Origin of the sequence: Gluconobacter frateurii (genome assembly GCF_002723955.1) — a bacterium.
In the GTDB taxonomy this organism is placed as follows: domain Bacteria; phylum Pseudomonadota; class Alphaproteobacteria; order Acetobacterales; family Acetobacteraceae; genus Gluconobacter; species Gluconobacter frateurii.
The window spans coordinates 255744-280526 of record NZ_BEWN01000005.1 but is presented as its reverse complement, the minus strand read 5'-3'; the positions used below and the strand labels follow the sequence as shown (position 1 = coordinate 280526).

Annotated in this window: 27 protein-coding genes and 1 tRNA gene; 13 read left to right on the top strand and 15 right to left on the bottom strand. The window is 55.2% G+C overall.

Features of this window, described 5'->3' with window-relative positions; translation table 11 throughout:
• The first annotated feature begins 7 nt into the window (after positions 1-7).
• The 5 genes from iolE to GFR01_RS14150 all read left to right on the top strand — a co-directional run bounded on the left by iolE (position 8) and on the right by GFR01_RS14150 (position 4844).
• Positions 8-910: a myo-inosose-2 dehydratase gene (iolE, locus tag GFR01_RS14170; protein WP_099182949.1), complete on the top strand. Its 903-nt coding sequence runs from the start codon at positions 8-10 to the stop codon at positions 908-910.
• Positions 892-1692 carry a 5-deoxy-glucuronate isomerase gene (iolB, locus tag GFR01_RS14165; RefSeq protein WP_099182948.1) on the top strand — a complete coding sequence of 267 codons (801 nt, stop codon included), beginning with the start codon at positions 892-894 and terminating at the stop codon, positions 1690-1692. The genes iolE and iolB overlap by 19 nt, the downstream gene beginning before the upstream one ends.
• 99 nt (positions 1693-1791) lie before the next feature.
• Entirely contained in the window at positions 1792-3273 is a 1482-nt protein-coding gene (locus GFR01_RS14160) for a sugar porter family MFS transporter (RefSeq protein WP_099183025.1), read from the top strand.
• Positions 3274-3278: 5 nt separating this feature from the next.
• Positions 3279-4400, top strand: a complete 1122-nt coding sequence (locus GFR01_RS14155; RefSeq protein WP_099182947.1) for a Gfo/Idh/MocA family protein — start codon at positions 3279-3281, stop codon at positions 4398-4400.
• Between the two features lie 30 nt (positions 4401-4430).
• Positions 4431-4844 carry a tautomerase family protein gene (locus GFR01_RS14150; protein ID WP_099182946.1) on the top strand — a complete coding sequence of 138 codons (414 nt, stop codon included), beginning with the start codon at positions 4431-4433 and terminating at the stop codon, positions 4842-4844.
• Between the two features lie 89 nt (positions 4845-4933).
• On the opposite strand, the gene GFR01_RS14145 is transcribed toward GFR01_RS14150, so the two are convergent.
• Positions 4934-5830, bottom strand: a complete 897-nt coding sequence (locus tag GFR01_RS14145) for a LysR family transcriptional regulator (RefSeq protein WP_099182945.1) — start codon at positions 5828-5830, stop codon at positions 4934-4936.
• A 143-nt stretch (positions 5831-5973) separates the two neighbouring features.
• On the opposite strand from GFR01_RS14145, the gene GFR01_RS14140 reads away from it, so the two are divergent.
• The 4 genes from GFR01_RS14140 to GFR01_RS14125 all read left to right on the top strand — a co-directional run bounded on the left by GFR01_RS14140 (position 5974) and on the right by GFR01_RS14125 (position 8902).
• Entirely contained in the window at positions 5974-6747 is a 774-nt protein-coding gene (locus GFR01_RS14140; protein WP_099182944.1) for an SDR family oxidoreductase, read from the top strand.
• Positions 6748-6780: 33 nt separating this feature from the next.
• Positions 6781-7206 carry a hypothetical protein gene (locus GFR01_RS14135; RefSeq protein ID WP_099182943.1) on the top strand — a complete coding sequence of 142 codons (426 nt, stop codon included), beginning with the start codon at positions 6781-6783 and terminating at the stop codon, positions 7204-7206.
• Between the two features lie 295 nt (positions 7207-7501).
• Positions 7502-8266 (top strand): hypothetical protein, encoded by a 765-nt coding sequence (locus tag GFR01_RS14130; RefSeq protein ID WP_167384272.1) that lies wholly within the window; start codon positions 7502-7504, stop codon positions 8264-8266.
• A 42-nt stretch (positions 8267-8308) separates the two neighbouring features.
• The gene (locus GFR01_RS14125; RefSeq protein ID WP_244902306.1) at positions 8309-8902 is read left to right on the top strand and encodes a hypothetical protein; all 594 of its coding nucleotides are present in this window, start codon (positions 8309-8311) and stop codon (positions 8900-8902) included.
• A gap of 505 nt (positions 8903-9407) precedes the next feature.
• On the opposite strand, the gene GFR01_RS14120 is transcribed toward GFR01_RS14125, so the two are convergent.
• The 8 genes from GFR01_RS14120 to hisB all read right to left on the bottom strand — a co-directional run bounded on the left by GFR01_RS14120 (position 9408) and on the right by hisB (position 14001).
• A tRNA-Glu gene (locus GFR01_RS14120) sits at positions 9408-9483 on the bottom strand.
• Between the two features lie 50 nt (positions 9484-9533).
• Positions 9534-9899, bottom strand: a complete 366-nt coding sequence (locus GFR01_RS14115; RefSeq protein WP_063905187.1) for a histidine triad nucleotide-binding protein — start codon at positions 9897-9899, stop codon at positions 9534-9536.
• 13 nt (positions 9900-9912) lie between these two features.
• On the bottom strand, positions 9913-10287 hold the full coding sequence (locus tag GFR01_RS14110) for a phosphoribosyl-ATP diphosphatase (protein WP_007284040.1): 375 nt from the start codon (positions 10285-10287) through the stop codon (positions 9913-9915).
• A gap of 4 nt (positions 10288-10291) precedes the next feature.
• A complete protein-coding gene (gene hisF, locus GFR01_RS14105) occupies positions 10292-11053 on the bottom strand; it encodes an imidazole glycerol phosphate synthase subunit HisF (RefSeq protein ID WP_063905189.1) in 762 nt (253 codons plus the stop codon).
• Positions 11047-12396 (bottom strand): 1-(5-phosphoribosyl)-5-[(5-phosphoribosylamino)methylideneamino]imidazole-4-carboxamide isomerase, encoded by a 1350-nt coding sequence (gene hisA / locus GFR01_RS14100; protein ID WP_174694720.1) that lies wholly within the window; start codon positions 12394-12396, stop codon positions 11047-11049. Before hisA ends, hisF begins: the two co-directional genes overlap by 7 nt.
• Positions 12393-13031: an imidazole glycerol phosphate synthase subunit HisH gene (gene hisH / locus GFR01_RS14095; RefSeq protein ID WP_007284037.1), complete on the bottom strand. Its 639-nt coding sequence runs from the start codon at positions 13029-13031 to the stop codon at positions 12393-12395. The genes hisA and hisH overlap by 4 nt, the downstream gene beginning before the upstream one ends.
• Positions 13016-13408, bottom strand: coding sequence for a hypothetical protein (locus tag GFR01_RS14090; RefSeq protein WP_099182941.1), 393 nt, complete (start codon positions 13406-13408; stop codon positions 13016-13018). Before GFR01_RS14090 ends, hisH begins: the two co-directional genes overlap by 16 nt.
• Positions 13405-14001: an imidazoleglycerol-phosphate dehydratase HisB gene (hisB, locus tag GFR01_RS14085; protein WP_007284035.1), complete on the bottom strand. Its 597-nt coding sequence runs from the start codon at positions 13999-14001 to the stop codon at positions 13405-13407. The genes GFR01_RS14090 and hisB overlap by 4 nt, the downstream gene beginning before the upstream one ends.
• Before the next feature lie 77 nt (positions 14002-14078).
• On the opposite strand from hisB, the gene GFR01_RS14080 reads away from it, so the two are divergent.
• The 3 genes from GFR01_RS14080 to GFR01_RS14070 are packed head-to-tail and all read left to right on the top strand — an operon-like array spanning position 14079 to position 16998.
• Positions 14079-14780: a nitroreductase family protein gene (locus GFR01_RS14080; RefSeq protein WP_099183022.1), complete on the top strand. Its 702-nt coding sequence runs from the start codon at positions 14079-14081 to the stop codon at positions 14778-14780.
• Between the two features lie 5 nt (positions 14781-14785).
• The gene (gene ubiM / locus GFR01_RS14075; protein ID WP_099182940.1) at positions 14786-15967 is read left to right on the top strand and encodes a 5-demethoxyubiquinol-8 5-hydroxylase UbiM; all 1182 of its coding nucleotides are present in this window, start codon (positions 14786-14788) and stop codon (positions 15965-15967) included.
• Between the two features lie 20 nt (positions 15968-15987).
• Positions 15988-16998, top strand: a complete 1011-nt coding sequence (locus tag GFR01_RS14070) for a zinc-binding alcohol dehydrogenase family protein (protein WP_099182939.1) — start codon at positions 15988-15990, stop codon at positions 16996-16998.
• Between the two features lie 10 nt (positions 16999-17008).
• Here GFR01_RS14070 and GFR01_RS14065 read toward each other — a convergent pair whose 3' ends face one another.
• The 4 genes from GFR01_RS14065 to GFR01_RS14050 form a co-directional block, all read right to left on the bottom strand.
• Positions 17009-18463, bottom strand: a complete 1455-nt coding sequence (locus GFR01_RS14065) for a glycosyltransferase family 2 protein (protein WP_099182938.1) — start codon at positions 18461-18463, stop codon at positions 17009-17011.
• Positions 18464-18479: 16 nt separating this feature from the next.
• Entirely contained in the window at positions 18480-18965 is a 486-nt protein-coding gene (locus GFR01_RS14060) for a hypothetical protein (RefSeq protein WP_063905415.1), read from the bottom strand.
• Positions 18966-19050: 85 nt separating this feature from the next.
• Entirely contained in the window at positions 19051-21426 is a 2376-nt protein-coding gene (locus GFR01_RS14055) for a DUF3772 domain-containing protein (protein WP_244902305.1), read from the bottom strand.
• A gap of 176 nt (positions 21427-21602) precedes the next feature.
• Positions 21603-22676 (bottom strand): quinone-dependent dihydroorotate dehydrogenase, encoded by a 1074-nt coding sequence (locus GFR01_RS14050; RefSeq protein WP_099182937.1) that lies wholly within the window; start codon positions 22674-22676, stop codon positions 21603-21605.
• Between the two features lie 103 nt (positions 22677-22779).
• On the opposite strand from GFR01_RS14050, the gene GFR01_RS14045 reads away from it, so the two are divergent.
• Positions 22780-22995: a hypothetical protein gene (locus GFR01_RS14045; RefSeq protein ID WP_099182936.1), complete on the top strand. Its 216-nt coding sequence runs from the start codon at positions 22780-22782 to the stop codon at positions 22993-22995.
• A gap of 2 nt (positions 22996-22997) precedes the next feature.
• Here the strand turns inward: GFR01_RS14045 and GFR01_RS14040 are convergent, their stop codons facing one another.
• Entirely contained in the window at positions 22998-23843 is an 846-nt protein-coding gene (locus tag GFR01_RS14040; RefSeq protein ID WP_099182935.1) for a sugar phosphate isomerase/epimerase family protein, read from the bottom strand.
• A 4-nt stretch (positions 23844-23847) separates the two neighbouring features.
• Entirely contained in the window at positions 23848-24768 is a 921-nt protein-coding gene (locus GFR01_RS14035) for an alpha/beta fold hydrolase (protein WP_244902304.1), read from the bottom strand.
• Positions 24769-24783 lie beyond the last annotated feature (15 nt).

Here is a 24783-nt window from a genome sequence, read left to right as displayed (position 1 = left end):
GTCTTCAATGCCTATTAGAATTGGTGCCAATCCCATTATCTGGAGCAACGACGATATGCCGTCTCTGGGTGGTGATATTTCTTTGGACACCTGCCTGTCTGAAGCGCGGGAGGCAGGGATTGAGGGGATGGAACTGGGGAACAAGTTTCCAACAGCGGCCTCTGAGCTGGAATCTGTGCTTGCGTCATATGGACTGGAACTGATTTCCGGCTGGTATTCGACGGAGCTTCTGGTTCGAAGCGCGGAAGAAGAGATCGAGCGGATGCAGCCGCATCTGCAGCTTCTCAAAGCTCTGGGAGCCCCGGTCTTCATCGCTGCGGAAACGTCGAATGCCATTCATTCAGATGTCAGTATTCCGCTTTCCCGACGTCCTGTTCTGGCAGAAAAGGAGTGGCCGGAATTTACACGTCGCATGACGCTGATGGCTGATGCCGTGGCTGCCGCAGGAATGGACTTTGTTTACCATCATCACATGGGTACCGTTGTTCAGTCTCGCCAGGACATTGATGCCCTCATGACGCTGACCGGGCCTTCCGTGAAGCTGCTGCTTGATACGGGTCATGCTCTTTGGGGTGGTTCGGATCCGGCAGAACTGGCGAAGGTCTATCGTGACCGTATTCGCCATGTGCATGTGAAAGATTTGCGGCCAGCCAATCGGGCCACGGCGGATGCGGAAGACTGGAGCTTTCTGCAGGCGATCATGGGGGATGTCTTCACTGTCCCGGGTGATGGTTGCATCGACTACGGCAAGGTGTTCGCAGAAATTCCAGACTATTCCGGCTGGGTTGTTCTTGAGGCGGAACAGTATTCGAAAGAGGTCAGTCCGCTGACCTATGCCCGGATGGGACGAAACTATCTGGTTAATATCCTTTCACAGACGGGGCATCTATCATGTCTTCGCGCCTCCTGATTCACGCTCACCCACGCGATGAAAATCGTCGGATTATCAATCTGACGCCAGAACAGGCTGGGTGGGATTACATCGGCTTTGAAGTGATGTCACTCAAGGCCGGTGAAACGGTTTCGGAAGCCACGGACCGAACCGAGGTTTGTCTCGTTCTGGTGAGCGGTCGTGCCCGTATCGAAGGTGCGGAGCAGGATTTTGGTGTGCTGGGAGAGCGGATGAGTCCATTCGATGGGCTGCCGTGGTCGGTGTACCTTCCTCCGGCAACGGTGTGGCGTGCTGAAGCCGAGACGGATGTGGAGCTGGCAGTGTGCCGTTCCCCTGCGTCCGGAAAATATCCGGCACGACTTATCCCTCCGGAAGAAGCGGGCGAGATTGCACGGGGCACAGGAACAAACGAGCGGCTGATCCGGAATATCCTTCCGGATACAGCACCGGCGGAAACGCTGCTCGTTGTCGAAGTCATTACCCCTGGCGGTCACTGGTCCAGCTACCCGCCCCACAAGCATGATACCGATGATTTTCCCAATGAGACCTATCTTGAGGAAACATATTATCATCGCTTGAAACGGGGCAGCGGTTTTGCTCTGCAGCGCGTCTATACGAAGGACGGTTCCCTTGATGAGACCATGGCTGTTTCCGATCGGGATACCGTTATGGTTCCGAAAGGGTACCATCCGGTCGGCGCGCCGCATGGGTTCGACCTTTATTATCTCAATATGATGGCGGGACCGCGCCGGGCGTGGAAATTCTCCATGGATCCCGATCAGGCGCATCTTCCATATTGAGCGCTAAAGAAAACCTGCACGGCAGGGTACTTCAACAGGAAACGACAAGGCCAACCAGTCACCAAGAGAGAAATGCTTCTTAGTGATGGAGTAGAAATCATGGCTACTATCAAGGATGTCGTGTTCGTTCAGTCTGAACGACATGATGTAAAATATGTTCTTCGTATCTGTGCCGTCGCAGCGCTCGGGGGTATCCTCTTCGGATACGATACGTCCGTCATTTCGGGCGCAATTGACTCCCTGCGCGACTATTTCCAGCTCTCTCCGGCGGAGACGGGATGGGCAGTTTCGAATGTGGTTGTTGGCTGCATCATCGGTGCTGCCCTGTCCGGTTGGATGGCGCATAGACTGGGGCGACGTGTCACGCTTTTTGTGTGCGCCATTCTGTTCACGATCTCGGCTCTCGGGGCTGCGCTCGTTCACAGCTTTCTGTGGTTTGTTATTTACCGCATGATTGGTGGCGTTGCGGTGGGCGTCGCTTCGGCAGTCTCACCGATGTACATGTCGGAAGTCTCACCAAAGGACATGCGTGGTCGTGCTCTGACCATGGAGCAGTTTGCTATTGTCTTCGGGCAGGTCATTGTCTTCGTTGTGAACTATCTTATCGCCAGAAGTGCTTCGACAGAATGGTTGAGAGATGTTGGCTGGCGCTGGATGATTGCATCGGAAATCGTACCGTGCGTCATTTTCTGTGCAACGATCTTTTTGATCCCGGAATCACCTCGGTGGCACGTCCTGCGCGGGCGGGATGAAGAGGCTCTCACGACGCTGAAACGGATTTCCAATGAACAGCACGCTCATTCGCTGCTGGGGGAAATCCGTGAGTCCGTCGCTAATATTGAAATGGACGCGCGTGACAGTGTTTCGGTTTTAAAACGAGATGGTGCGAAATGGATCATTTTCGTCGGTGCCATGATTGCACTGCTTCAACAGCTCACTGGCGTGAATGTCATCATGTATTACGCCCCCATGGTTCTGAAGACCACGAGCGGTGGTATCCAGGCTGCACTGTTTCAGACAATCTGGATTGGCGTGGTTTCGGTCTGCGGGGCAATGCTTGGGGCCTGGATTATTGATCGAAAAGGACGTCTGCCCCTGATCCGTGTCGGGTCTGTGGTGATGTGCCTTGGTCTTCTGACTGTTTCATGGGCGCTTTATACGCAGACCACAGGCTTGCTGGCGCTGATCGGTATGCTGGTCTTCATGTTTGCTTTCGGTATGTCCTGGGGGCCTGTGACCTGGGTTCTGGTGGCTGAAATCTTCCCGAATGCCATTCGTTCAATTGGGATGAGCATTGCCGTATCCTGCCAGTGGACCATGAATTTCGTGGTCAGCCAGACCTTTCCAATGCTGAGCGAAAACAAGTTCCTGAACGAGCATTTTCATGGCGCATTTTCCATGTGGCTCTTTGCCGGTCTGTGCCTCGTGTGCATGTGGTTCGTTCTCAAGTATGTGCCTGAGACCAAAGGCGTTTCTCTGGAGAAGATCGAGGCCGTCATGCTGAGCCGTCGTCCTGGCGCTGCACCCGTCGTTACGCCGGTTAGTGCTCCGGTTGTTCCTGTGGTGTCAGGTCAGGAGTGATATCAATGAATACTCTTAAAATTGGCCTGATTGGCACGGGTTTCATGGGGAAGGCCCACGCCTTGGCGTATCAGGCAGCGGGGAATGTTTTTGAAGATATTTCCCGGCCGGTGCTGCACAAAATTGCAGACATTGATGGGGAGCGTGCGCGTCTTTTCCAGCGTCAGTTCGGTTTTGCCTCATACACGCAGGATTGGCAGGAGGTCGTCAACAATCCGGAGATCGACATCGTTTCCATTACGACGCCTACGCTTTTGCATCGTGAAATGGCATTGGCTGCTATCGCCGCAGGCAAACATGTTCATTGCGAGAAGCCGCTGTCTCCTACAGCATCCGAAGCCTGGGAGATTGTTCAGGCGGCTGAAAAGGCCGGTGTCAGGACGCAGAGTGGCTTCAATTATCTGAAGAATCCCCTCCTGAAATATGCTCGTGATTTTATAGCGTCGGGAGAACTCGGGGAGATTTACGCCTTTAACGGGATCCACGCGGAAGACTTCATGTCTGATCCCCTGTCGCCTTATAGCTGGCGCTGCGATCCGGCCGGCGGGACGGGCGCGCTGGCAGATGTCGGAAGTCACATCATTTCGATTTCCCGTTTCTTGCTGGGTCCTTTGACGTCAATCTTTGCCCAGCTTGATACAGTGGTGAAGCAGCGTCCTGCTTATCCGGGAGCATCCGAACTCAAAGAGATCAACGTGGACGATGTCGCGCGAATGATCGTCACTTTTGAACGTGGATGCTCGGGAACCATCCAAGCGAACTGGCTGGCAACCGGTCGCAAAATGCAGTTGGAATTCGAAATTTCTGGCAGCAAGGGCGCGCTTTCGTTCACGCAGGAACGCATGAATGAACTGCTCTATTACAAAGCGGGTGATGATAGTCGATCAAACGGATTCCGATTGATCGAAACAGGTCCGCAACATCCGCCATATGGTGAGTTCTGCGTTGCGCAGGGCCACCATCTTGGCTTCAACGACATCAAGACGATCGAAATGGCAGAATTCATTCGTGCCATCGATCGTGGCGAACCCAGCAGTCCGGATTTCCGGGAAGCATGGGAAATTCAGAAAATCATCGACATTGCTGTCCGCTCCCATCGGGAACGGCAATGGCAGATAATTTCCTGAACCATTTCAATCAAAGCTGGAGAAAAGACCATGCCACTCCTTCATTTTCATATACTCGAAGGCCGCACGGATGCGGAGATCAAGACGCTTCTGGATGCGGCTCATGAAGCCATGCTGGAAGCTTTCGAGGTGCCCCGTGGTGACCGCTATCAACTCGTCTCGGAATACAAGCCGTCCCGCATGATTGTCGAAGACACGGGTCTCGGTATTCCCCGTACTGAAAAAGTCGTGGTCGTCCAGATGTTCAGCCGTCCACGCGGTGAAGAAAAGACGGCTCTGTTCTATAAACTGCTTACGGAATATCTCGAAAGAGAATGTGGAATTTCTTCTTCGGATGTCATGGTTTCGGTCGTGGAAAACGAGGATGCCCATTGGTCCTTTGGGCTGGGGCGCGCGCAGTTCCTGACCGGAGAACTTGGCGGTAAGAAGCTACATCTCGTTTGAAGTTAGCCTATCGATTTGAGGCTTCCTTCCCTCTTTTGGGAGGAAGCCTCAGTTCAAAGCGCGATGCTAAACTTCCAGACTGAAGGTGTTCAAAGAGAACTGTTCAGCAGCGGTACGACCCACTCTACAAATGCCTGGACGCGACGCGAAAGATGTTTGCGATGCGGATAAAGAATGGTCATCGGGAGGCCTTCAGCGCGCCAGTCCGGCATCACTTCCACAAGATCTCCCGCGGCGAGATGATTTTTGACATCATAGGCCGGAATCTGGATCAATCCCAGCCCTGAGAGGCAACATGCGATAGACGCTTCTGCGCTGTTGACAGTAACGCGTCCTTTGACAGGTTTCAAACGTACTTCGCCATTTTCGACCCACTCCCAGTCCTCTACGCGACCGGATGTTGGTGAGGCGTAACGGATGACATGATGCTGACCCAGATCATCCGGGCAAGTAGGGGAACCAAATCGTCTGATATAGTCAGGGCTTGCCACATTAATAAGTTCAAGGTCGCAAATCTTACGCCCAACCAAGCCGGAATCCTGTAGTGGCCCTACGCGCAGAACGCAGTCAATCCCATCCTCGATCAGATTGACAGCCCGATCTGTCATTCCGAGTTCAATGTCAATTCCGGGGTAGGATTCCAGAAAATCCGGCAATGCAGGTGCGATGATCAGCCGCCCAATTCGACCGGGAATATTGACCCGCAGGACGCCTTGTGGACGAACCGCATCCTGACTGAACAGAGCCTCGACCTCTTCTACCTCGGTCACAATCCGGAGGCAGTGGTCATAAAAGGCCGCCCCGTCTGGTGTAACGGAAACGGAACGGGTTGTGCGCGCCAGCAAGCGCGTTCCCACTCGTGTTTCCAGTTCCTGGATCGCAACCGAAATGGTCGACCGGGGCATTTTCAACGTGTCAGCAGTGCGTGTGAAACTTGCTGTTTCCACGACACGTGCGAAAATCCGGAAAAGGTCGATCCTGTCCAATGTCGATACATCCGCCTTGGTTTGTTCTGATTTTCTGACAAGTGTTATCAGAAAAGAGGCATTTATAACGATATCACGAATGATAATCTTTCTGAACGGAAAGCGTGCCAGACACGTTCTGAACCTTACGGAGAGACAGGATCATGGCAGATCACAGTATCAAGGGAAAAACCGTTCTGATCGCAGGGGGAGCAAAGAATCTCGGCGGCCTGATTGCCCGTGAACTAGCGGCTGCAGGCGCCAAGGCTATTGCGATCCATTACAATAGCCCAGCCTCGAAACAGGACGCAGATAAGACTGTTACCGATCTAAAGGCGGCAGGTGTTCAGGCAGTGTCTTTTCAGGCGGACCTCACAACGGCTGCAGCCAACACAAAACTTTTCGCCGATACAGTTGCCGCTATCGGCAAGCCGGATATTGCCATCAATACAGTTGGTAAAGTGTTGAAGAAGCCTATCGCCGATACGTCGGAAGACGAGTTCGATGCGATGTTCGCGGTGAATACGAAAGCTGCTTATTTCTTTATCAAGGAAGCAGGTATCCATCTTAATGACAACGGCAAACTCCTGACACTCGTAACGTCACTGCTTGGAGCTTATACGCCATTTTATTCCACATATGCCGGCTCTAAGGCGGCAGTTGAACATTTTACCCGTGCGGCTTCAAAGGAATATGGTGCGCGTGGCATTTCCGTGAATGCCATTGGTCCAGGCCCGATGGACACCCCGTTTTTTTATGGTCAGGAAGCCCCCGACGCAGTGGCCTATCATAAATCTGCCGCCGCACTCTCTGCATTGAGCAAGACGGGACTGACAGATATCGAGGATATTGCGCCATTTGTTCGCTTTCTTGTTTCGGAAGGCTGGTGGATGACGGGACAGACCATTCTGATCAACGGCGGCTATACAACAAAATAGTGAATATCTGGTCCGCGCCCGAGGAGAAACCTTATGAAGCAGACATGGAAAAAGGCCACCATCATGGGCCTCTTCTCTTTCTCGGCTGGATGCACAGGTCTTGGAGAGGCCTTCAGCACTGTGCAAGCTACGCCGCGGATGCTTGACGATCATACGGCGGTCATCTCAGGGGCCGGGGCAGGGACAGACACAATGAGCAGTGTACAGCAGGCGGTATTCCGCTCTGCTGCAGCGACAGCAAAGAATGCTGGTTATCAGTATTTCGTGGTCTTGGACGAGCAAAAGACCCAGGTTCCCGGCCCGTCGTCGTCATATGGGTCGAAACAGGCTCGTAAAACCTATCAGCTTTCGGAGCCAAGAGATGAGCTCACTGTGCGTCTTTATCGAGCCGGCGAGATCGATCCGAGTCACCCAGGGCTTTTTGCTGCAGACAGTGTTCTTAGTGAGAACGTCCGATAATGAAATGGCTATCAGTGTTTAGCTGTAAATCCGTTCATACTCGGGCATCATTATCTTTCTGATTTCAGAACGACCGAACGATCTGACCGGATCTATAGGGTGGTTACTATGTAATCAGTCCAAGGAGACGGCGACAGTGTGGTTGGTTCTCCCCTCGCAGCGACAAAATCTCTCGGCCTGTGACTGGGGGAGAATATTGGCCCTGTTTTTTGATACTCTGTAAAATTGTTCTGCAGATATGGAAAAATGATGCGTCAACTGTGCTTCATTCTCTTGGCCCCGGAATACTGAGATCATGACACTCACCATCGGTGCGACATGTTGGAATGCCTCCAAATTTATACGTATTCTTCTTTGGGGGCTTGCGGTCAGTATACCCGCGCATTCGTTGGCTGAAGACGTGCAGGAATTTAATGACTATGCAGGTGTCGTCGGCGATGCGCCAATCGGTATGACATTAAGTCTTTCAGAAGATAAGGTCCGCAAGGGTAGTCATTATTATTATAGAAAATATCTTAAAGATATTCCTCTTACCGGAACCATCGACACCGAACTTCGGTTTGTCGAGCCGGGAGGGGGTGTTTTTTTACTCCATTATGTTGATAACAAACTGGTACCCGTTACAGCGGAGAATAGCACGGGTCTTATTGGAACGTGGAGCGGAAATGGTCACACGGTTCCCGTGAAATTGGTTAGTGTGGATAGTAGTTCTTATCGGGTTGGTCATCGGTATGAAGATGTAACGAATAAGGATGATTCTCAATTCGAAGAGCCTATTAAAAAATTTTATGATGCTGTCATTAATGGCCGACCCTCCGACGCGGTGCAGTTCGTGGCGTTTCCTTTGAGAGTTAATGTGGGTGCCCGGAAATTCATAATGATCAATAGTGCTTCGGAACTTCAGCAGAGATGGAATATTGTCTTTCCTCCCGCGTGGTTGGAGGCCCTGAAGAAGTTCTCCCCCCATGATCTGTTCACCAGAAACGGCCAGGCCATGATAGGTGCGGGCCTTGCTTATTTTGGAGACGACGGGTTGGAAATCGTCAATGCCATACCTTAAGACGCAAGTGATCAGACAGAACTAACAGGGAGTAAGCCGATCGTGGAACCACATTTGCTGACCTCTCCAGATATTTTCCAGCATGTGCGCATGATCATGGGGATGGTGATCGGTCTGAGCATGACCCGTCTTCTGACGGGCCTTGTCCGTATAATCCAGCATCCCAACCAAACGCGCATCTATCCGGTTCACATCGGCTGGGTTCTGACATTACTTCTGATGCTGATGCATTTCTGGTGGTGGGAATTATGGTTGATTGAATTATCCGTCTGGACGTTTGAGACGTATTTGTTTCTCATTCTCTATGCGATTGTTCTGTTTTTTTTGAGTGCTTTTCTTTTTCCTGACACGATAAGCGATTATAATGATTACGAAGACTTTTTTATTCGCAGAAGAAAATGGTTTTTCTCTTTTTTTGCTGTCACGGTCCTATTTGATCTGATCGATACCTTGATTAAAGGCAGAGCGCATTACGCTATGTTTTCAATCGAGTATTGGTTCCGTGTTCCAGTTTATCTCGTGCTGTGTAGTGCTGCGATTGTCTTTACCAACCGTCGGTTCCATATGGGATTTGTAACTATTGGCCTGCTTTACGAAATTTCATGGATTGTTCGCCATTTTGAGAAATTATCATGAGCTCTGACGAGCAATAAGGAAGTATGGCTGTTTCATGTGTAGAGAAGGATAACATAAGAATTTTTACAGCGAATTTTGTCATATAATTAATGTAAAAGTCAGCTTCTTCAGCGGTCGGAAGGTGCTTGGGTTTGGATCCAAGGTTCTTTTGATCATATGGATTCCTATGCGTGGATAGCGTAGCGTTTCCAGATAGATATATTGTTTTGAGAATAGTGTGTCCTTGAAGCGCCCAGGGTCTATTTGAGTTCTTTCCTTGTTAAGTCAGCGTGGACCAAAGCGAAGGAAGCAAAAGTCTTTTGCGAACATTTGCCTTCGATCATCTTTTCGGCCCAGATACTTGTCGGATCGAATCGTACTTCGTCGGCTTCTCTCACATGGAACCTCTGCCAACACTGAGCCATATTTCCTGACTTGGCTCAGGAAGGGGGCCAAATCCAGCATCTGGAAAGTCAGGAGAGTGTCTTTATCCACTACAATTCGCAAAAAACTGCGTTAGTTTGAGTGGCGTCCCATAGGGGATTCGAACCCCTGTTGCCGCCGTGAGAGGGCGGTGTCCTAGGCCTCTAGACGAATGGGACTAGGGCGAGGGGGTTAATAGAAGACCCCCTCGGGCTTGGCAAGCGTTATTTCAGGATTTTTTAGAGAGTAGCGGCCCAAGAGATGTGCCGCCAAAGAGATGCACGTGAAAGTGGGGAACTTCCTGTCCAGAATTAGGACCGGAATTACTGATAAGGCGGAAGCCTTCTTTCGTTAGGCCCTCGTCTTCCGCGACCTTTGCTACAGCGCGCCAGAACCCGGTGATCTCATCAGCAGAGGCTGTCGCGCTGAAATCCGCGATGGACACGTATGGTCCTTTAGGGATGACCAGCACGTGGATGGGTGCCTGCGGTGCGATGTCGTGGAAAGCGAGTGCGTAATCGTCTTCGTAAACCGTACGGGACGGGATTTCCTTGCGAAGAATACGGGCGAAAATATTGCTATGATCGTAGGTCATGCAAACGTCTCCTTCAGCCAAGCTTCTCTTTGGGGCGGGAGGCCTTTTCCGCAATGCCGCTGGTACCTTCGCGACGCTTCAGTTCTGCCCAGACGTCTTCCGGGGAAACGCCTGCGTCTACCCACATAACGATCAGATGGTACAGAACGTCAGCGCTTTCTCCGACGAGTTCCTTGCGATTGCCATTCACGGCCTCGATCAGACACTCGACGGCTTCTTCGCCAAACTTCTGGGCAATCTTGTTCCGTCCGCGTGCCATCAGACGTGCGGAATGGCTTAGCGTTGGATCCGTACCGCGGCGGGACTGAACGGTTTCGAACAGGCGTTCCAGCACATGTTCCCGTGCTGGGGATGCCTTACGCTCTTCCGGTTTTGCTGCCTTTGCCATTGCCTTATTCTCCAAGTCTGACCGGAAGGCCGGCCTCATTCAGTGCCTGTTTGACGTCCCCAACGCGGAACTGTCCGAAATGGAATACGCTGGCGGCTAGCAGGCCGCTTGCGCCGACCTGCGCGCCTTCAACAAAGTGATGCAGTTCGCCAACGCCGCCTGATGCAACAACAGGGATGGTCACTGTACCACAGACCGCTCTGAGCAGATCCAGATCGAAACCGGACTTCGTGCCATCACGGTCCATGCTGGTAAGCAGGATTTCGCCTGCGCCCAGATCCTGCATCTTTTTGGCCCATTCCACCGCATCCAGTCCGGTAGGTTCGCGGCCGCCCTTGGCATAGACTTCCCAGCCACCACGACCATTCGACCGCGCATCAATCGCCACGACCACGCATTGGCTTCCAAAGCGCTGCGAGGCTTCGCGGATCAGCTCCGGGCGTTTGATGGCAGCCGAGTTTACGGCGCATTTGTCCGCACCGGCCAGAAGCAAACGCCGCATGTCCTCACACGTACGAACGCCACCACCAACCGTCAGCGGAAGGCAGATGGCTTCAGCAGTCCGGCGAACGACATCCAGAATGGTGTCCCGGTTCTCGACGCTGGCCGTGATGTCCAGAAACGTCAGTTCATCCGCACCAGCGGCGTCGTAGAGTTTTGCCTGTTCAACTGGATCACCCGCATCACGAAGGGAGACGAAGTTCACCCCTTTGACGACGCGGCCATCCTTGACGTCCAAACACGGAATGACGCGGAGTTTCAGCATGAACCGAGTACGTCCAGGGCGTCCTTGAGGGCAATGCGGCCATCATAGAGCGCGCGGCCGACAATGGCACCGGAAATGCCTGGAACCGTGCGAGCAATTTCACGTAAGTCCTTCAGGTGATTCAGCGTGCCGACGCCACCGCTTGCAATCACGGGAATGGAGAGGCGGCGGGCCATGTCAGCCGTCTGTTCCAGATCCAGACCGGCCAGCATGCCATCACGCGTGATTTCCGTGAAGATGATGGCAGCAACGCCTGCGTCTTCCATGCGAAGAGCCAGATCATTTGCTTCCAGTTCGGACACTTCGGCCCAGCCTTCTGTTGCGACGCGGCCCTGACGGGCATCGATACCTGCGACGATCTGCCCAGGGAATGCGCGCGCTGCCTGACGGACCAGCTCTGGGTCCTTGACGGCAACGGACCCGAGAATAATGCGGGACACTCCAGCCTCCAGCCAGCGTTCGATCGCAGCCATGTCACGGATGCCCCCGCCCAGCTGAACGGGTAGGCTCGTGGCCTTCACGATAGATTCAATGGCCGGGATGTTCGTGGACTTGCCCGCAAAAGCGCCGTTCAGATCCACAACATGCAGGTGACGGCAGCCCGCTTCTTCAAACAGGCGCGCCTGTGCGGCTGGGTCATCGGAATAGTGCGTGGCGTCTTCCATCTCGCCACGACGCAAACGGACGCAGGCACCGTCTTTCAGATCAATGGCAGGATAGAGCGTCAGGCCGTGTGTGGCTTTTTCAGGCGCTTCGGACGGTGCAGGTGCGCCACCGGCGTCTGGCGCGGCAATGCTGGACTGCCAGCGCGCAGCTTCATGTTCACCGGCGAGAAGTTTGGAGAAGAAAAGTCCGCGCACCGTCTGGCCTCCGATCCGTGCATAGTAGGGGTGGGTTCCCCAGTGCTCGAAGTCGAGCGACCGGAACAGCCCGATAGCAGCGTCATGCGTTTCACGCACGTCGCAGTTAATAACCTTGCAGCCCATGGCTTTCGCGCCCTGGATCATGGCGTTTGCCAGAGCACGTCCAAGGCCACGGCCACGCGCGTAGGGCGCTACGAAAAATCCCGTCAGATTGACGGTGGCGGCATGGGCTTCATAGCTGGAAGGTGGCCGGGCAAGCTGGCCCGCGCCACAGATCATGCCCTTGTCGCGGACGACATAAAGACTGCGTTCCGGAACGAGGAGCATGCCCTCGAAGTAGCGTTCCAGTGCCTGAGAGCCAGGCGGCTGCAGCCATCCAAAGCCCCCACCATCAAGAATGGCCGCCGTTACAGCCTCGCACAGGGCTTCCATGTCATCGGGAGACAGGGACGAGACGACGCGTTCGCAGGTAACGGTCATGATGTCCACCGCAGGAAGTTGCCCATGATGGTAAGGCCGACAGCCTGACTTTTTTCAACATGGAACTGCGTCCCACAGCGGTTGCCGCGAGCGACGATAGCTGGGACCGAAGAACCATACTGTGCAGTTGCTACCAGTTCGTCAGGGTTGCCGTCATGCAGGGCAAAAGAATGGACGAAATAGCCATGTACGCCGGGTTCCAACCCTTCTGTCAGCAGATGCGCGCCGGGCGTGAAGTCCAGAGTGTTCCAGCCCATATGGGGCAGGCGCAAACCGGCATCCGCAGCTTCGTCCATGCGGCGGATATTACCGGAAATCCAGCCTAGGCCTTCAGTGCGACCATGTTCCAGCCCATATTCGCTCATGAGCTGCATACCGACGCAGATGCCCAGAAAGGGTGTGCCGTTAGCAGTTGCGGTTTCCAGCGTATTGCGAAGATCCGTGCCTAGTCCTTCCGCACAGTCCGCGAAGGCGCCCTGACCTGGAAGGATGAGACGATCCGCATTCAGGATCGCATCGGCATCGCGGGTGATGGTGACGTCGGCGTCGATGCCACGAAGGGTGGCGGCCTTACGAGCGGCCTGAGCGGCCGAGGCAAGATTGCCACCGTTATAGTCAATTACGACGACGCGCATGGGAACTCCGGGGGTGAAACGGGAGAAGGCTGCTGGTCCGCCCAGCGGAGCAGCGCGATTTCCTTGCTGGGGGCAGTAATCGGCGCACCGATCTCGCGCCCGTTCAGGCGCATTTCCCACAGACGGATATCGGACGTGAAAGTGGCGAGCGCGGCATGCAGGCTGACGATGAGAGCCATTTCCCATCGTGCAGTCACCAGAAGGTGGAGCATGATCGAAACGGCCGCTGCCATCATGGCGGAAATCCAGGCGCCGTAAGTCAGGAGGCCCAGCCAGCCGAAAAACAGAACCCGCCACGAAAAGCCCTCCTGCACCATGACGGGCAGGCCAAGCGGTCGGGACGAGTTCGGGTTAACGCAAGGTGTGAAGAGCTTCACAGGACGCCCTTGGTGGACGGGATGGCACCTGCCGCCCGCGGGTCCATGGAGACGGCCACACGAAGGGCACGGGCCACGGCCTTGAAGCCGCTTTCCGCAATGTGATGAGCATTGGTACCAGCCTTGCAGGTCAGGTGCAGGGCAATATGGGCTGACATGGCGAAGGCACGGAAGAACTCTTCGAACAGTTCCGTATCCATCGTGCCGATCTTCTCGCGCGGGAACGTGACATTCCAGGCCAGATACGGCCGGCCGGAAATATCCACTACTGCTTCACACAGTGCCTCATCCAGCGGAACCAGAGCATGACCGAAGCGCTCGATACCGCGCTTGTCACCAATGGCCTGACGGAATGCCTGACCGAAAACGATGCCGACATCCTCAACCGTGTGATGCCCGTCGATATGCAGATCACCCTTGGCCACCAGCTCCAGATCAAAGCCACCATGTTTGGCAAGTGCCGTCAGCATATGGTCGAAAAAGCCGATGCCACTGTCCACGGTGGAGCGTCCCTGACCGTCGAGGGACAGGGCCAGAGTGATGTCGGTTTCGCTTGTCGCGCGGTGCAGACGGGCGTGACGGGTTTCGGTCATGGTGGTTCTGCTACACCAGCGTGAGGGTTATTTCCACGCTGTCCCTGAAATGAGTGATGGAAAAGGAGGCTCATAGAGTGCCGCAGAACAGGGTTTCTGTCACCTCTCTTCAAGAGTTTGGGCAAGACTCTGCAAGCCTCTTGGCGGATGCGGTCGATCGCGCCATATCTGAACTCATGGCACATCATCATGCATCCCTCGAATTCCTTCTCTCCCGCGCCTCGACGGATAATCTCGTGGAGCCGCCCCCCAAGGGAGATCAGCTTCGCAATATCCTGTCCGCTGCGCTTCGAGCGCCGGATCATGGTCGGATGCGGCCCTGGCGTTACACGGTTATCAAAGGAAAGCACCGTGAGGCGTTCGCCCAGGTTGTGCTGGAGGCCATGGACCGGCAGGAGCCGGATGCTCCCGCCGCCAAGAAAGCCAAGCGCCGGGACCGCTTTTCCAGCATGCCCATGATCATTGCTCTGGGCATGCATATCGAGCCGGACGGCAAGATTCCGGTCATCGAACAGGAAATGTCTGTAGCAGCCGGAGCCATGAACGTTCTCAACGCGCTTCATGCGGAAGGTTTTGGTGGCGTCTGGGTAACGGGCGCTTTCTCGGAAGACCGCACTCTTCTGGAAACGCTTGGCCTCAAGGAGCCTCATCGTCTGGCTGGCTTCCTCTTCGTAGGAACACCGGAAAAGCCTGTCGAGGGTCGTAAGCGGGCCGACGTCGATGACTACATGGCCATCTGGAAAGGTGAACCGGTCACATTTGGCGCAGACGCGGGCTGAAACGTATGACGTATGATGTGATCGTAGCGGGCGGTGGTCCTGTCGGGCTTGCCTGTGCCATTTCTCTTGCACGCGATGGGCGGAAGGTTTGCGTTGTTGAGCGGTCTCCGCTCTCCGTTCTTGCTGATCCACCATTCGACGGTCGTGAAATTGCGCTGACACATCATGCGTCCAACTGGCTGAAAGACGCTGGGGCTTGGGCTGAGATCCCCGCAGAGTCCATTTGCCCGATGCATACGGCACGGATCGAAACAGGCGCCGTGGGAAGCCCTCCGCTTCTGTTCGATGCACCGGCTGAGGGGCCTGATGCGCTGGGCCATCTGGTTGCCAATCACTTGATCCGCCGTGCGCTGTATCGCGTGGCAGCCCGTACACCCGGCGTTGAAATTCGCGCAGGTGAAGGGATTGAGACGGCGCGGCATGATGCGCGATCCGCGAGCGTGACCTTGACGGATGGTACGAAGCTGGACGCAGACCTGTTGGTCGCTGCGGATGGTCGCTTCTCGAAACTGCGGGATGCTGCCGGGATCGGAGCGATCGTTCATGATTTCGGTCGCAGCATCCTTGTCTGCCGCATGCATCATCCTGAGCCCCATGCCCATACGGCGCTTCAGTGGTTCGATGAAGGTCAGACCATTGCACTGTTGCCGATCGCGCCTGATGGTCGGGACGGGGCATCATCATCTTTGGTGCTGACATTGCCCGATGACGAGATTGCCCGCCTCAAAACTCTTGAGCCGGAGGCGTTCAACGCTGAGATTACGAAGCGTACGCACGGTCGCGTAGGGCCGATGACGCTTGAAAGCCCGCGTTGCTCCTATCCGCTGAAGGCTGTGTATGCCCATCGCTTTCACGCGGCGCGTTTTGCCTTGATAGGGGATGCTGCGGTTGGGATGCATCCGATTACCGCGCATGGTTTCAATCTTGGTCTCAAAGGGCAGGAAGTGCTGGCGCGCGCCATTCATGACGGCCCAGGGGATGCAGGTGCACCGTCGGTTCTCTCTAAATTTGCACGGACGCATCGTCTGGCGACGGCACCGTTGTTTGCCGCTACCAACGCCATCGCGACAGTTTACACGCGCGACGAAGCACCATTCCTTGCGGCACGAAAGCTTGGTCTGGCTGTTGCCAACCGACTCCTGCCATTCAAATCCGCCGTCACCAGTATGCTGATGGATCGTCGTTAAAAGTTTGTGGAGTTTTCCCCATGAAAGCGTTCGGACACACCCGCGCGACCCGCATTGATGAAGCTGATGCTTTGGTGGAGCTGGACATTCCTACTCCAGAGCCTGGCCCACGGGATGTCGTGGTTGAGATTTCGGCAGTATCCGTCAATCCGGTTGATACGAAGTTGCGTTCCGTTGCTCCCCCAGAGGGGCAGGTGCGTGTTCTGGGTTATGATGCAGTTGGTCGGGTCGTTGCGACCGGCGGCCAGGTGCGCGGGTTCCGGGCTGGTGATCGCGTCTTCTATGCTGGAAGCAGTCTGCGGCAGGGAAGCAACGCCCGTTTTCAGGCCGTTGACGAACGTCTCATAGCGCTTGCTCCTGAAAGTCTGACGGATGAGGAGGCTGCTGCGCTTCCCTTGACGGCCCTGACGGCCTGGGAGCTTCTGTTTGATCGACTGGGTCTGCGGGCGGGGGAGATGGAAAACCCGGACGCGCTGCTCATCGTGGGTGGGGCAGGCGGTGTTGGCTCCATTCTGACGCAGATTGCGCGACGTCTTACAGGCCTGCAGGTCGTCGCTACAGCTTCCCGACCAGAGACGGTTGAATGGTGCAAATCCATGGGCGCGCATCATGTGATCGATCATCGTCGTCCTCTGGATCAGGAACTGGCCCGCATTGGCATCCCGCATGTGCGATATGTGGCTGGTCTGACAGCGACAGGCCAGCACAAGGATGCAATCGTTCGTGCTCTGGCTCCCCAAGGAGCGCTGGCCATGATTGATGATCCGGGCGAGTTCGACATTATGCCATTCAAACGCAAGTCCTTGTCCGTTCACTGGGAATACATGTTCGCTCGCCCTGTTTTTGAGACGCCTGACATGGCTGTACAGGGGCGTATTCTTGGTCAGGTGGCGTCTCTCATAGACGCAGGCCTCTTGCGTACGACTCTCCATCAGGTGATCGGGCCGATCACCTTGGAAAATCTTCGTAAGGCGCATGAGCTCATGGAGAGCGGTAAAGGGGTTGGTAAGGCCGTATTGGCAGGCTTCTGAGGAGAAGACTTTAGGACTGGAGCAAAAGCTCCAGTTGCCCGCGCTCATTGTTTTCCAGCTGATCCGCAAGCAGGGGAAGTATGGAGATCGTAAGCCTCAGGTCTATACGGGAGAGTATACTGATGGTGTGCAGCGAGCCGGAGTACGACAATGCCTGCCGGGCAAACCGGAATATCGGGCCGCCTGTAACCTGCTCAGACCATAACGGATCTTCAAGAGGAACAAGCTCAAACAGTTCCCATTCCTGAACATTCCGGCGGTCTGAAATGACCTGCCCGCCTAGTGCCGCCGGTACTGCGCCCAGATGGTATTCTCCAGCTCCCTGCCGAAGCGCCACCAGATCCGGGGTATTCGTATAGATAATATCGTAAGGCAGAAAATCGAAAAGGCTGGCATCCCCGTCCATGTGGAGAGAGGCGATGTCGCCTTTCTGGTCTGCGGCCAGAAGGTACAGCCGTTCGCTTTCGTTCCCGATGCGAAGAGCCAGAAGCGGTACGTCGGTAGAGTTGCCAGACATTACATAGGGAATGCCATCCCTTATCCCGATGCGATTATTGTCGCTCGTTTTCAGTGTGAAGAGCTGAAAGGCGGGAGGAAGAGCTTGCGCAGCATCGGGATGAGCTTCCGGAAGGGAATCCAGCACTCTTGCACACGTCTGACGGGAGACCTTGCGCTCCCATTCTCGCACAGAAGCCGTGTGACGCTGAGGTGTAGTATCGTGGACATCGTTATGGTCGGCACTTGTAAAACCATCAACTCGAAGTGTGATATCCTTACGCTTCCGAGCTCTATCGATGTAATGTTCCATGCTTCTGAGCTGGAAATGCAGAATTCGTGCGCCGCGCCAATCTGGTATATTCTGAATAATGCCTTTTACGTCTGACCACTGGATATCGCGGTCAGCTGCGTCCACATATCTGTAAGGGGCCACGTCAAAGTAATGAACATTGGACCAATGCCCGCTCCACCGTTCAGGCTTCACAAAAGACTTGATATGTCGGTTGATGGCATTTTCGGCTCGGTAGTGATGCGTAAACGCATGGAAAGCAGGCATAAGCGGTTTGGTCACGTGCCCGGAGCTGCCATAATTGCACCAGTTAATACCAATTGCCCCGACGTTATCCGGAAAACTGCGTAAAAATCCCTGAATGGTTTCGTGGGTTTCAAGGCTCAGATATTCGTCCGCATCCAGAAAGCCGATCCAGTCAAATTCGTTTTTAAGATGTTCGAGCGCTTCGAGATAAACCAGCCTCTGGCGTTCGACATGTGAGCCGCTGCCACCTTTGATCCGGTATAATCTGATGTCGTGGACACAGGCTGCATCCGTAACAAGGCGATCCATTCCGTCTGTTGAACCGTCATCAAAGAGAACAACAGTATCAACGCCCAGACTGACGTACCATCCGAGCCATGACAGGATATCAGAGGCCTCATCGCGGACGATGGCAACAACGGCAACTTTCATACGGGGCTGTTTCGGCTCAGTTGAAATGGGTCCGCAGGAGCGGAGTGGGCGAAATGCACAGAAGGATAAAGCCAAAAATGGCCATAACCTTCAGAGCGAAGAAGACCATATGCTGGCACATTTCCCCAGTCGTGGCCATCATCATGAGCGGATCGGGCTTAGGGAGGGCTGCATGTCTGTCAGCTTGCAGGCGCTCCAGGGTCGCGTTGCGTTCATTCGCCCGCTCGCCACGTCGTCGCACTCTTTCGGTCCCTGAAATATCCGCTTTTTCGTAAAGAGTGGAAAGATATGTCTCCAGGTCTTCCCTGCGATAGGCAGGCTGGCCGTCTGGCATATGGGTGCGCTGGGGGCCTGCACCCAGAATAGCTAAGGTCTTGAGACGACGCAGGGACAGTCCAAGATAAACAGCAGCTTCCGGGACAGCCAACAGACGCGAGCGTAAGGGCAGATGGAAAACCTGCCCGGTCGTATTGTGTCCGGAAATGTGTGACGGCGGAGTCATGATCCGTGTCCCGACAGTGCTGACAGGGGAACCGTAATGGATGCCTGCCGGAAATGCGAGGGTTTCCGGCGAGGCATTTGCTCTATCAGGCAGTTGTGAGGGTGATATTTTCTGCACCGAAGCGACGGAATACATCAAACAGGATGGCATCCTGCACACCGCCTCCATCGCGTGCGGACATGATGCGGACACTCAGGCTCATGGTGAGGTTAAAGTTCGAAAGTGCGCTGACCTTCACGGACGGAGCCGGGTTGGAAAGAACTTCGGGCCGTTGCGCCGCGACTTCGATCAGCAGGGACTTCACCTTGTCCAGATCAGCTGTGCTGGGCACTTTGAAGTTCAATGTGAGCACGCTTGTCGAGCCTGAAGTGGTGCAATTCTTCACGCTTGAGGTGATGAACTGCGAATTCGGAACGATAAGGGTTGATCCGTCACCCAGACTGATATCGGTGGCGCGAATGCTGATGCGTTTGACGTCGCCCTTGGCGCCAGCAATCTCGACCAGATCCCCGACTCTCACCGGTCGTTCTGCCATCAGGATCATGCCAGATACGAAATTCTGGACGATGGACTGAAGACCGAAACCGATACCCACCGACAGGGCACTGACAACCCATGTCAGGTTCTGGACCGACAGGCCGGCAATCGAAAGAATACCGAGCCCCACAAGGATCCAGGAGCAGTAGGTGAAGATACTGAGAATGGATGTGGTCGCACCGATGTCCAACTGTGTTGTCGGCAGGAAGCGATCCCGGATCCAGTGCTTTGTCTGCCGGATCAGATAGTAGGCGACAATTACCACCACGACACACAGAACAACTGTATCGAGCGAGACTTTAACGCCGTGAATCGTGTTACCGACAAACAGCAGTTTCAGCCGGTTCCCGATATCGCCTACACTGAAGCTGCCATCTGTCTGCGCAATCGAAAAAAGCAGCAGGAGCAGCAGGACGTTGCCCAGTCCGGACAGGACGACGCTGATCTGGGTCAGGCGTCGGGACGAAAGACCGAGCGCATGAAGGCGAACACTGAAGCGGCCTTCAGACTCAAAGACGTGATCGAGCACACTCCGCCAACATAGACCCAGCAGAACGACAACGGCCAGGCCAGTGCCGATTGAGAGGAGCCACCCATTTAGGGAAAATGCGAACGAGACATACCCTAGCAGGATAGCGACCAGAGAGATGCCGAAGACCAGAGACGACAGGCCAAGCGCTGTGGGGGCAAATGTCCGCGTGTCGTCCTGATTGCCAAGGCGTCTGAAGATGTCGATCGCACAGAGACCGACAGTCAGGGAAAAGACGATTTCCAGCAGTGTTTGAAGTGTCGGCCCGAAGACATCCTGTGCCTGGAAGGCCCGAAGAAGGTTCAGGAACAGAATGCTGAGGGCCAGCATCCAGTCTACGCCACGAAGCGCCTTTCGTTCTCCCGGGTTTCCGTCAGCCAGAACTCCCTTGCGTCCGAACACAGGAAGACCTGCCCCGATGATGAAGCCGCAGACTGGCAGACTTTCGCCGAGTGTGAGGGCGATTGGGCCGCCTTCTGTGTCCAGGGCCGCTGCACTCCAGATAAGCCAGACAATGCCGCTGAAGACCGCACAGAGAATGCCATTGAGGGTAATGGCGAGAATGCTGTTGGCCAGAGCGTCTTTCACGCCGTTTTCGGCAGAAGTTCGGAATCTCGCGCCGGCTCGTGAGAGTGCTTTGAGCGTGAAGGGGGAGATGACGCCAATCAGAACCAGCGTCCCGATGCCTCCAATCAGGAGCATCATCCAGTCTGCCAGTACACCGCCTGAATGCAGGGATGAGCGGTTTTCCGGACGCTCAGTCAGGAGGGCATGCCAGAATTTCGGTGCTGCCGGTGAGACTGTGCGTTCTGATAAGGCAGCGTGCTGCAGGCGAGTACGTCTTGTAGCCACAGCCGAATTCAGTTGCTGGGCCTGAAGGTTATAAAGCCTGGCACGCATCAGCGCTGATTTTACCGCCTGCGAATTCTGCTGGAGGCGTGTGCGTTGGGCCGTGACGGAACTGTCTTCGTTGTCTGCAGGCTTGGGGCCAAGGATTTTGAGGTACGAGTCCGTAATATCGTCGTAGGACTGGATCTGGGTCAGGGCGTCCTGAGTGTTCTGCTGAACACGCTGGGCACGGGCTGAAAGATCATCAAGTTCGCTGCTGCCGATATTGGCATCGGCACGATTGAGCGTGGTGAAGATCTGCTTGAGGGTTGCAGAACTGTCCTCAAGCTGATGGTTGATCGTGTCTGAAACCGCACTCCATCCCAGACCGCCATTGGTGTCAGCAGGCGCTTTCTGAGGCGCTGGCTGGGCGGTGGAAGCTGCTGCCAACGCATCAGGAGGCAGAAGAGGCGCGCCACAGAAGAGTGTCAGAGCAAGGAAAGCGCCTCTAGTGGTGAAGCGGGTTCGCCGGGTTTTCTCGGGCCCTGTTGATCTAGGCTCTCTCATGTGGGGCTTTCACTCCTGGTATTGATGGCACTGTCAACGATCTGAAGGGGCCCAAGGTTCAGGAAAGGCGTGTATCCTCTCTGATCTGTCAGAGTTTTCTGTCGGCAAAACAGAAAGCGCCCCTGTCATACGGAACAGGGGCGCTTAAAATGATGGGCTGTCAGGAGTGGGCTGCGTCAGGCCGGCCTGGATGAGCCATGTGCGTCAGAAATCGTCTCGAAGCCTTTGCGGCGCATGGCTTCCAGAAGCTCATTTTTCAGTCGTGCCAGAATGCCAGGACCTTGGAGCACGAAGGACGAATAGATCTGAACCATATCGGCGCCTGTGCAGATGCGGTCGAGAATATCGTCCCCTGTCTCGATGCCGCCGCAGGAAATCAGAGCGATGCGGCCTTTGTTAAAACGCGAGACGACTTTCAGAACTTCCCGAGAGCGGGGGGCAAGCGGGCGTCCGGAGAGGCCGCCTGTTTCTGCCGCGTAAAAGCTGTGAAGTCCAGCGGGCCGAGCAATGGTTGTATTTGTCAGGATCAGCCCCTGTGCTCCGCCCGCAATGGCCGCTTCAAGAATAGGCTCGTAAGAGCTGTCATCCATGTCCGGTGCCAGTTTGACCAGAAGGGGCAGACGGTCTGGATTGCGGGTATTGATCGCTGCCAGGAGATCCGTGAGCATCTGGGCAGATTGAAGATCGCGCAGACCGGGTGTGTTTGGGGATGAGAGGTTCATCGTCACGTAATCCACATACGGACTGACGCGGGAAACAAGTTCCGGATAATCCCGCAGGGGGTCGGCACCGATCTTGTTGATGCCAATATTCGCGCCCAGAGGCACAGTCGCACCGCGTGTGCGACCATTGGGCATCGGGCGGTGCAGGCGCGCGAGGTTGCGGCAGAAGCGATCAATGCCGCAGCCATTGAACCCCATGCGATTGATGATGGCTCCGTCTTCAGGCAGGCGGAACAGGCGGGGCTGTGGGTTGCCGGGCTGTGGTCGTGGCGTCACGGTGCCGGCTTCCACATGACCGAATCCAAGCTTGGCCAGTGGGCGGATGGCACGAGCATTTTTATCGAAGCCCGCAGCCAGACCAATCGGGTTCGGAAAGCGCAGACCAAATGCGCGGGTGGCAAGGGCCGGAACGTCTTTTGGCGCAGACCCTCCGAGGCCGAGGGCCATGGAGTTTATGGCAAGCTCGTGCGCCGTTTCCGGGTCGAAGCGATGCAGGAGGGGCGTGGCCAGTTTTCCAAGATCAATCATGGGTCTCTTCCTTACCGCAAACCAGTGCATGGTGCACAGGGCAGGGCAGAACGTGAGGGTAGAGGGGTTGGCGGCAGCATGGGGACGCGATAGACGCGGAACAATGTGGGAAGAACCCTATCTTGAAACATGCTGCCGCTCGACCCTGCACCGACTGCTGCTTTGCGGCGATGCCGGTCGGCCAACGGGGCTACGTGACCAGCCCTGTCTGGAACGTCTTGAGCGCATGGGGTTCGTGCGGTTGCGTGATGACGGTCGTTTCGTGATTACGGAATGCGGTCTTGCAAGGCATCGGCTGGAAATCGGCCCCACAGGCTGAGGTCAGCCTTTTTGCCATGCCTGTTCCAGTCCTTCACGTGAGGCTGCAATCAGGTCATTGAGGTCACCATCATAAAGACTGTCCGGTACATCGGATGAGAAGATCTCAACCGTGCAGGCACCGCGGAACCCTGCCTCCCACGTGGCATGAAGCAGATCATGGAGCGGGATCAGTCCGTCACCGGGGATCAGGCGGTCGGTGGTGGAAAAGGGGGTGCGCCAGTCACTGACCTGAAGGACGTTGATCTTGTCTCCGGCACGGTAGATGGCGGAGCAGACGTCATCCTGCTGCCAGATGTTCCAGTAATCGAGACATAATCCCATGGCTGGATGGCCAACACCGTCAATGATGTCCATCGCCTGATCGATGGTCCAGATAGCACTTTCGATATTCACGGAGGTCGGATTCAACGGTTCCAGCGAAAGGGAAACGCCAAGATCGGCTGCTAGTGGGCAAAGGTCTCTCAGATATCGGATGGTCTCATCCATGACCCGATGCATGTTGCCTTCTAGTGGCGCGCCCGTGTTGGTGACGAAGACGGTGCCCGGCGCATAGGGTGCGAGGGTTTCAATACTTTTTCTAAGGCGGCCAACCCTCTCGGCGGGCTCGGAGGGTTGGGGAGCCATACGGCTACCAAAGAATGTCCGAACGGCTGGCTGGATTGCGCTGATGACCATTCCGCTACTGGCAGCGAGTGTCATCTGTTCATGGATGCGCGCAGGATCCAGCTTCGCTTCACAAATCTCAATGGCCTGAACGCCGGCGGCTGTGTAGTGCGCAACGTCTTCTTCAAAAGACCAGGGCTGCGTGGTGAACTCGTTCATGCCGAAGAGGAAAGGCAGGGTCATGGGATCAGCCTTTCAGGAACTCGATGACGGTTCGATTGAACTTCTCAGTTTCGTCAATGAACACCATATGGGCGCTGTCCTTGAAGAAGACGGCTTCACAGTTTGGCATGTGATCTGCCACCCATGCTGGGCCGCCAGCAGGGAGAATCTTGTCTTTCTCGGCGACCATCATAAGAGACCGCAAACTGAAATGCGGCAGCACATCCCGCCAGTCCTGCGTGGTGTGATCGGCCATCATGGCAGAGCGGGCATAGTTGGGGCTGGCCGCCATTTCACGCAGGAGGAATGCTTTCTCCTCCTTCGGAATCTCATGGCTCAGGCAGTCCGCCAGATTAGTCTGGTCGAAATTTTCGGAATCGAGAAAAACCTGCTGCTGGAGATAGGCCAGTCCCGCCTGATCGTAGCAGGTTGCGTGGCCGAGCTTCCATTCCGGGGAGTAGAACTGTTTCGGTGTCTGCTGCACGAAGATGGCGCTTCGAAGCCGGTCCTGTCCGAATAACTCCAGATAGGACCAGATGACGGGACAGCCAATGGACCAGCCTAGAACTGTTGCATCCTGAAGATTTAGCGCGCCGATAAGATCCCGCAAATCAGCCGCGAGGCGGGCAATGCGGTAGCCATGTTTGGGCTTGTCTGAGCGCCCATGTCCACGCAGATCCATGGTAATAACGCGGGCGTGTTCGGAAAGGGCTTCAACATTGCGATGGAAAAATCGACCCGAAAACGTCCACCCGTGGATCATGACCAGAGGGCGTCCGTGGCCCTGTTCTTCGTAATGGATGCGCGTTCCGTCTGTCGCGGTGATGTGGGGCATGGGAGCTTCCTGCGTTGCCTTGCTGAAGTAGGGAAGGGATGCAAGGCCATAGCGTTTCAGGGGCGTTAACGGTTTCGTGGCAAAGGAGCGTTTGCGCTTGCGTGGACGCATCGGTAAATTGGCGGG

Excerpts from the sequence above, each read along its gene's own strand:
- GFR01_RS14035 (WP_244902304.1), bottom strand. The coding sequence starts at position 24,768 with ATGCGTCCACGCAAGCGCAAACGCTCCTTTGCCACGAAACCGTTAACG.
- GFR01_RS14160 (WP_099183025.1), top strand. The coding sequence starts at position 1,792 with ATGGCTACTATCAAGGATGTCGTGTTCGTTCAGTCTGAACGACATGAT.
- hisB (WP_007284035.1), bottom strand. The coding sequence starts at position 14,001 with ATGACCGAAACCCGTCACGCCCGTCTGCACCGCGCGACAAGCGAAACC.
- ubiM (WP_099182940.1), top strand. The coding sequence starts at position 14,786 with ATGACGTATGATGTGATCGTAGCGGGCGGTGGTCCTGTCGGGCTTGCC.
- hisH (WP_007284037.1), bottom strand. The coding sequence starts at position 13,031 with ATGCGCGTCGTCGTAATTGACTATAACGGTGGCAATCTTGCCTCGGCC.
- GFR01_RS14135 (WP_099182943.1), top strand. The coding sequence starts at position 6,781 with ATGAAGCAGACATGGAAAAAGGCCACCATCATGGGCCTCTTCTCTTTC.
- GFR01_RS14150 (WP_099182946.1), top strand. The coding sequence starts at position 4,431 with ATGCCACTCCTTCATTTTCATATACTCGAAGGCCGCACGGATGCGGAG.
- GFR01_RS14110 (WP_007284040.1), bottom strand. The coding sequence starts at position 10,287 with ATGGCAAAGGCAGCAAAACCGGAAGAGCGTAAGGCATCCCCAGCACGG.
- hisA (WP_174694720.1), bottom strand. The coding sequence starts at position 12,396 with ATGACCGTTACCTGCGAACGCGTCGTCTCGTCCCTGTCTCCCGATGAC.
- GFR01_RS14050 (WP_099182937.1), bottom strand. The coding sequence starts at position 22,676 with ATGATTGATCTTGGAAAACTGGCCACGCCCCTCCTGCATCGCTTCGAC.
- GFR01_RS14060 (WP_063905415.1), bottom strand. The coding sequence starts at position 18,965 with ATGACTCCGCCGTCACACATTTCCGGACACAATACGACCGGGCAGGTT.
- GFR01_RS14070 (WP_099182939.1), top strand. The coding sequence starts at position 15,988 with ATGAAAGCGTTCGGACACACCCGCGCGACCCGCATTGATGAAGCTGAT.
- GFR01_RS14045 (WP_099182936.1), top strand. The coding sequence starts at position 22,780 with ATGTGGGAAGAACCCTATCTTGAAACATGCTGCCGCTCGACCCTGCAC.
- iolE (WP_099182949.1), top strand. The coding sequence starts at position 8 with ATGCCTATTAGAATTGGTGCCAATCCCATTATCTGGAGCAACGACGAT.
- GFR01_RS14140 (WP_099182944.1), top strand. The coding sequence starts at position 5,974 with ATGGCAGATCACAGTATCAAGGGAAAAACCGTTCTGATCGCAGGGGGA.
- GFR01_RS14155 (WP_099182947.1), top strand. The coding sequence starts at position 3,279 with ATGAATACTCTTAAAATTGGCCTGATTGGCACGGGTTTCATGGGGAAG.
- GFR01_RS14040 (WP_099182935.1), bottom strand. The coding sequence starts at position 23,843 with ATGACCCTGCCTTTCCTCTTCGGCATGAACGAGTTCACCACGCAGCCC.
- GFR01_RS14115 (WP_063905187.1), bottom strand. The coding sequence starts at position 9,899 with ATGACCTACGATCATAGCAATATTTTCGCCCGTATTCTTCGCAAGGAA.
- GFR01_RS14055 (WP_244902305.1), bottom strand. The coding sequence starts at position 21,426 with ATGAGAGAGCCTAGATCAACAGGGCCCGAGAAAACCCGGCGAACCCGC.
- GFR01_RS14065 (WP_099182938.1), bottom strand. The coding sequence starts at position 18,463 with ATGAAAGTTGCCGTTGTTGCCATCGTCCGCGATGAGGCCTCTGATATC.
- hisF (WP_063905189.1), bottom strand. The coding sequence starts at position 11,053 with ATGCTGAAACTCCGCGTCATTCCGTGTTTGGACGTCAAGGATGGCCGC.
- GFR01_RS14130 (WP_167384272.1), top strand. The coding sequence starts at position 7,502 with ATGACACTCACCATCGGTGCGACATGTTGGAATGCCTCCAAATTTATA.
- iolB (WP_099182948.1), top strand. The coding sequence starts at position 892 with ATGTCTTCGCGCCTCCTGATTCACGCTCACCCACGCGATGAAAATCGT.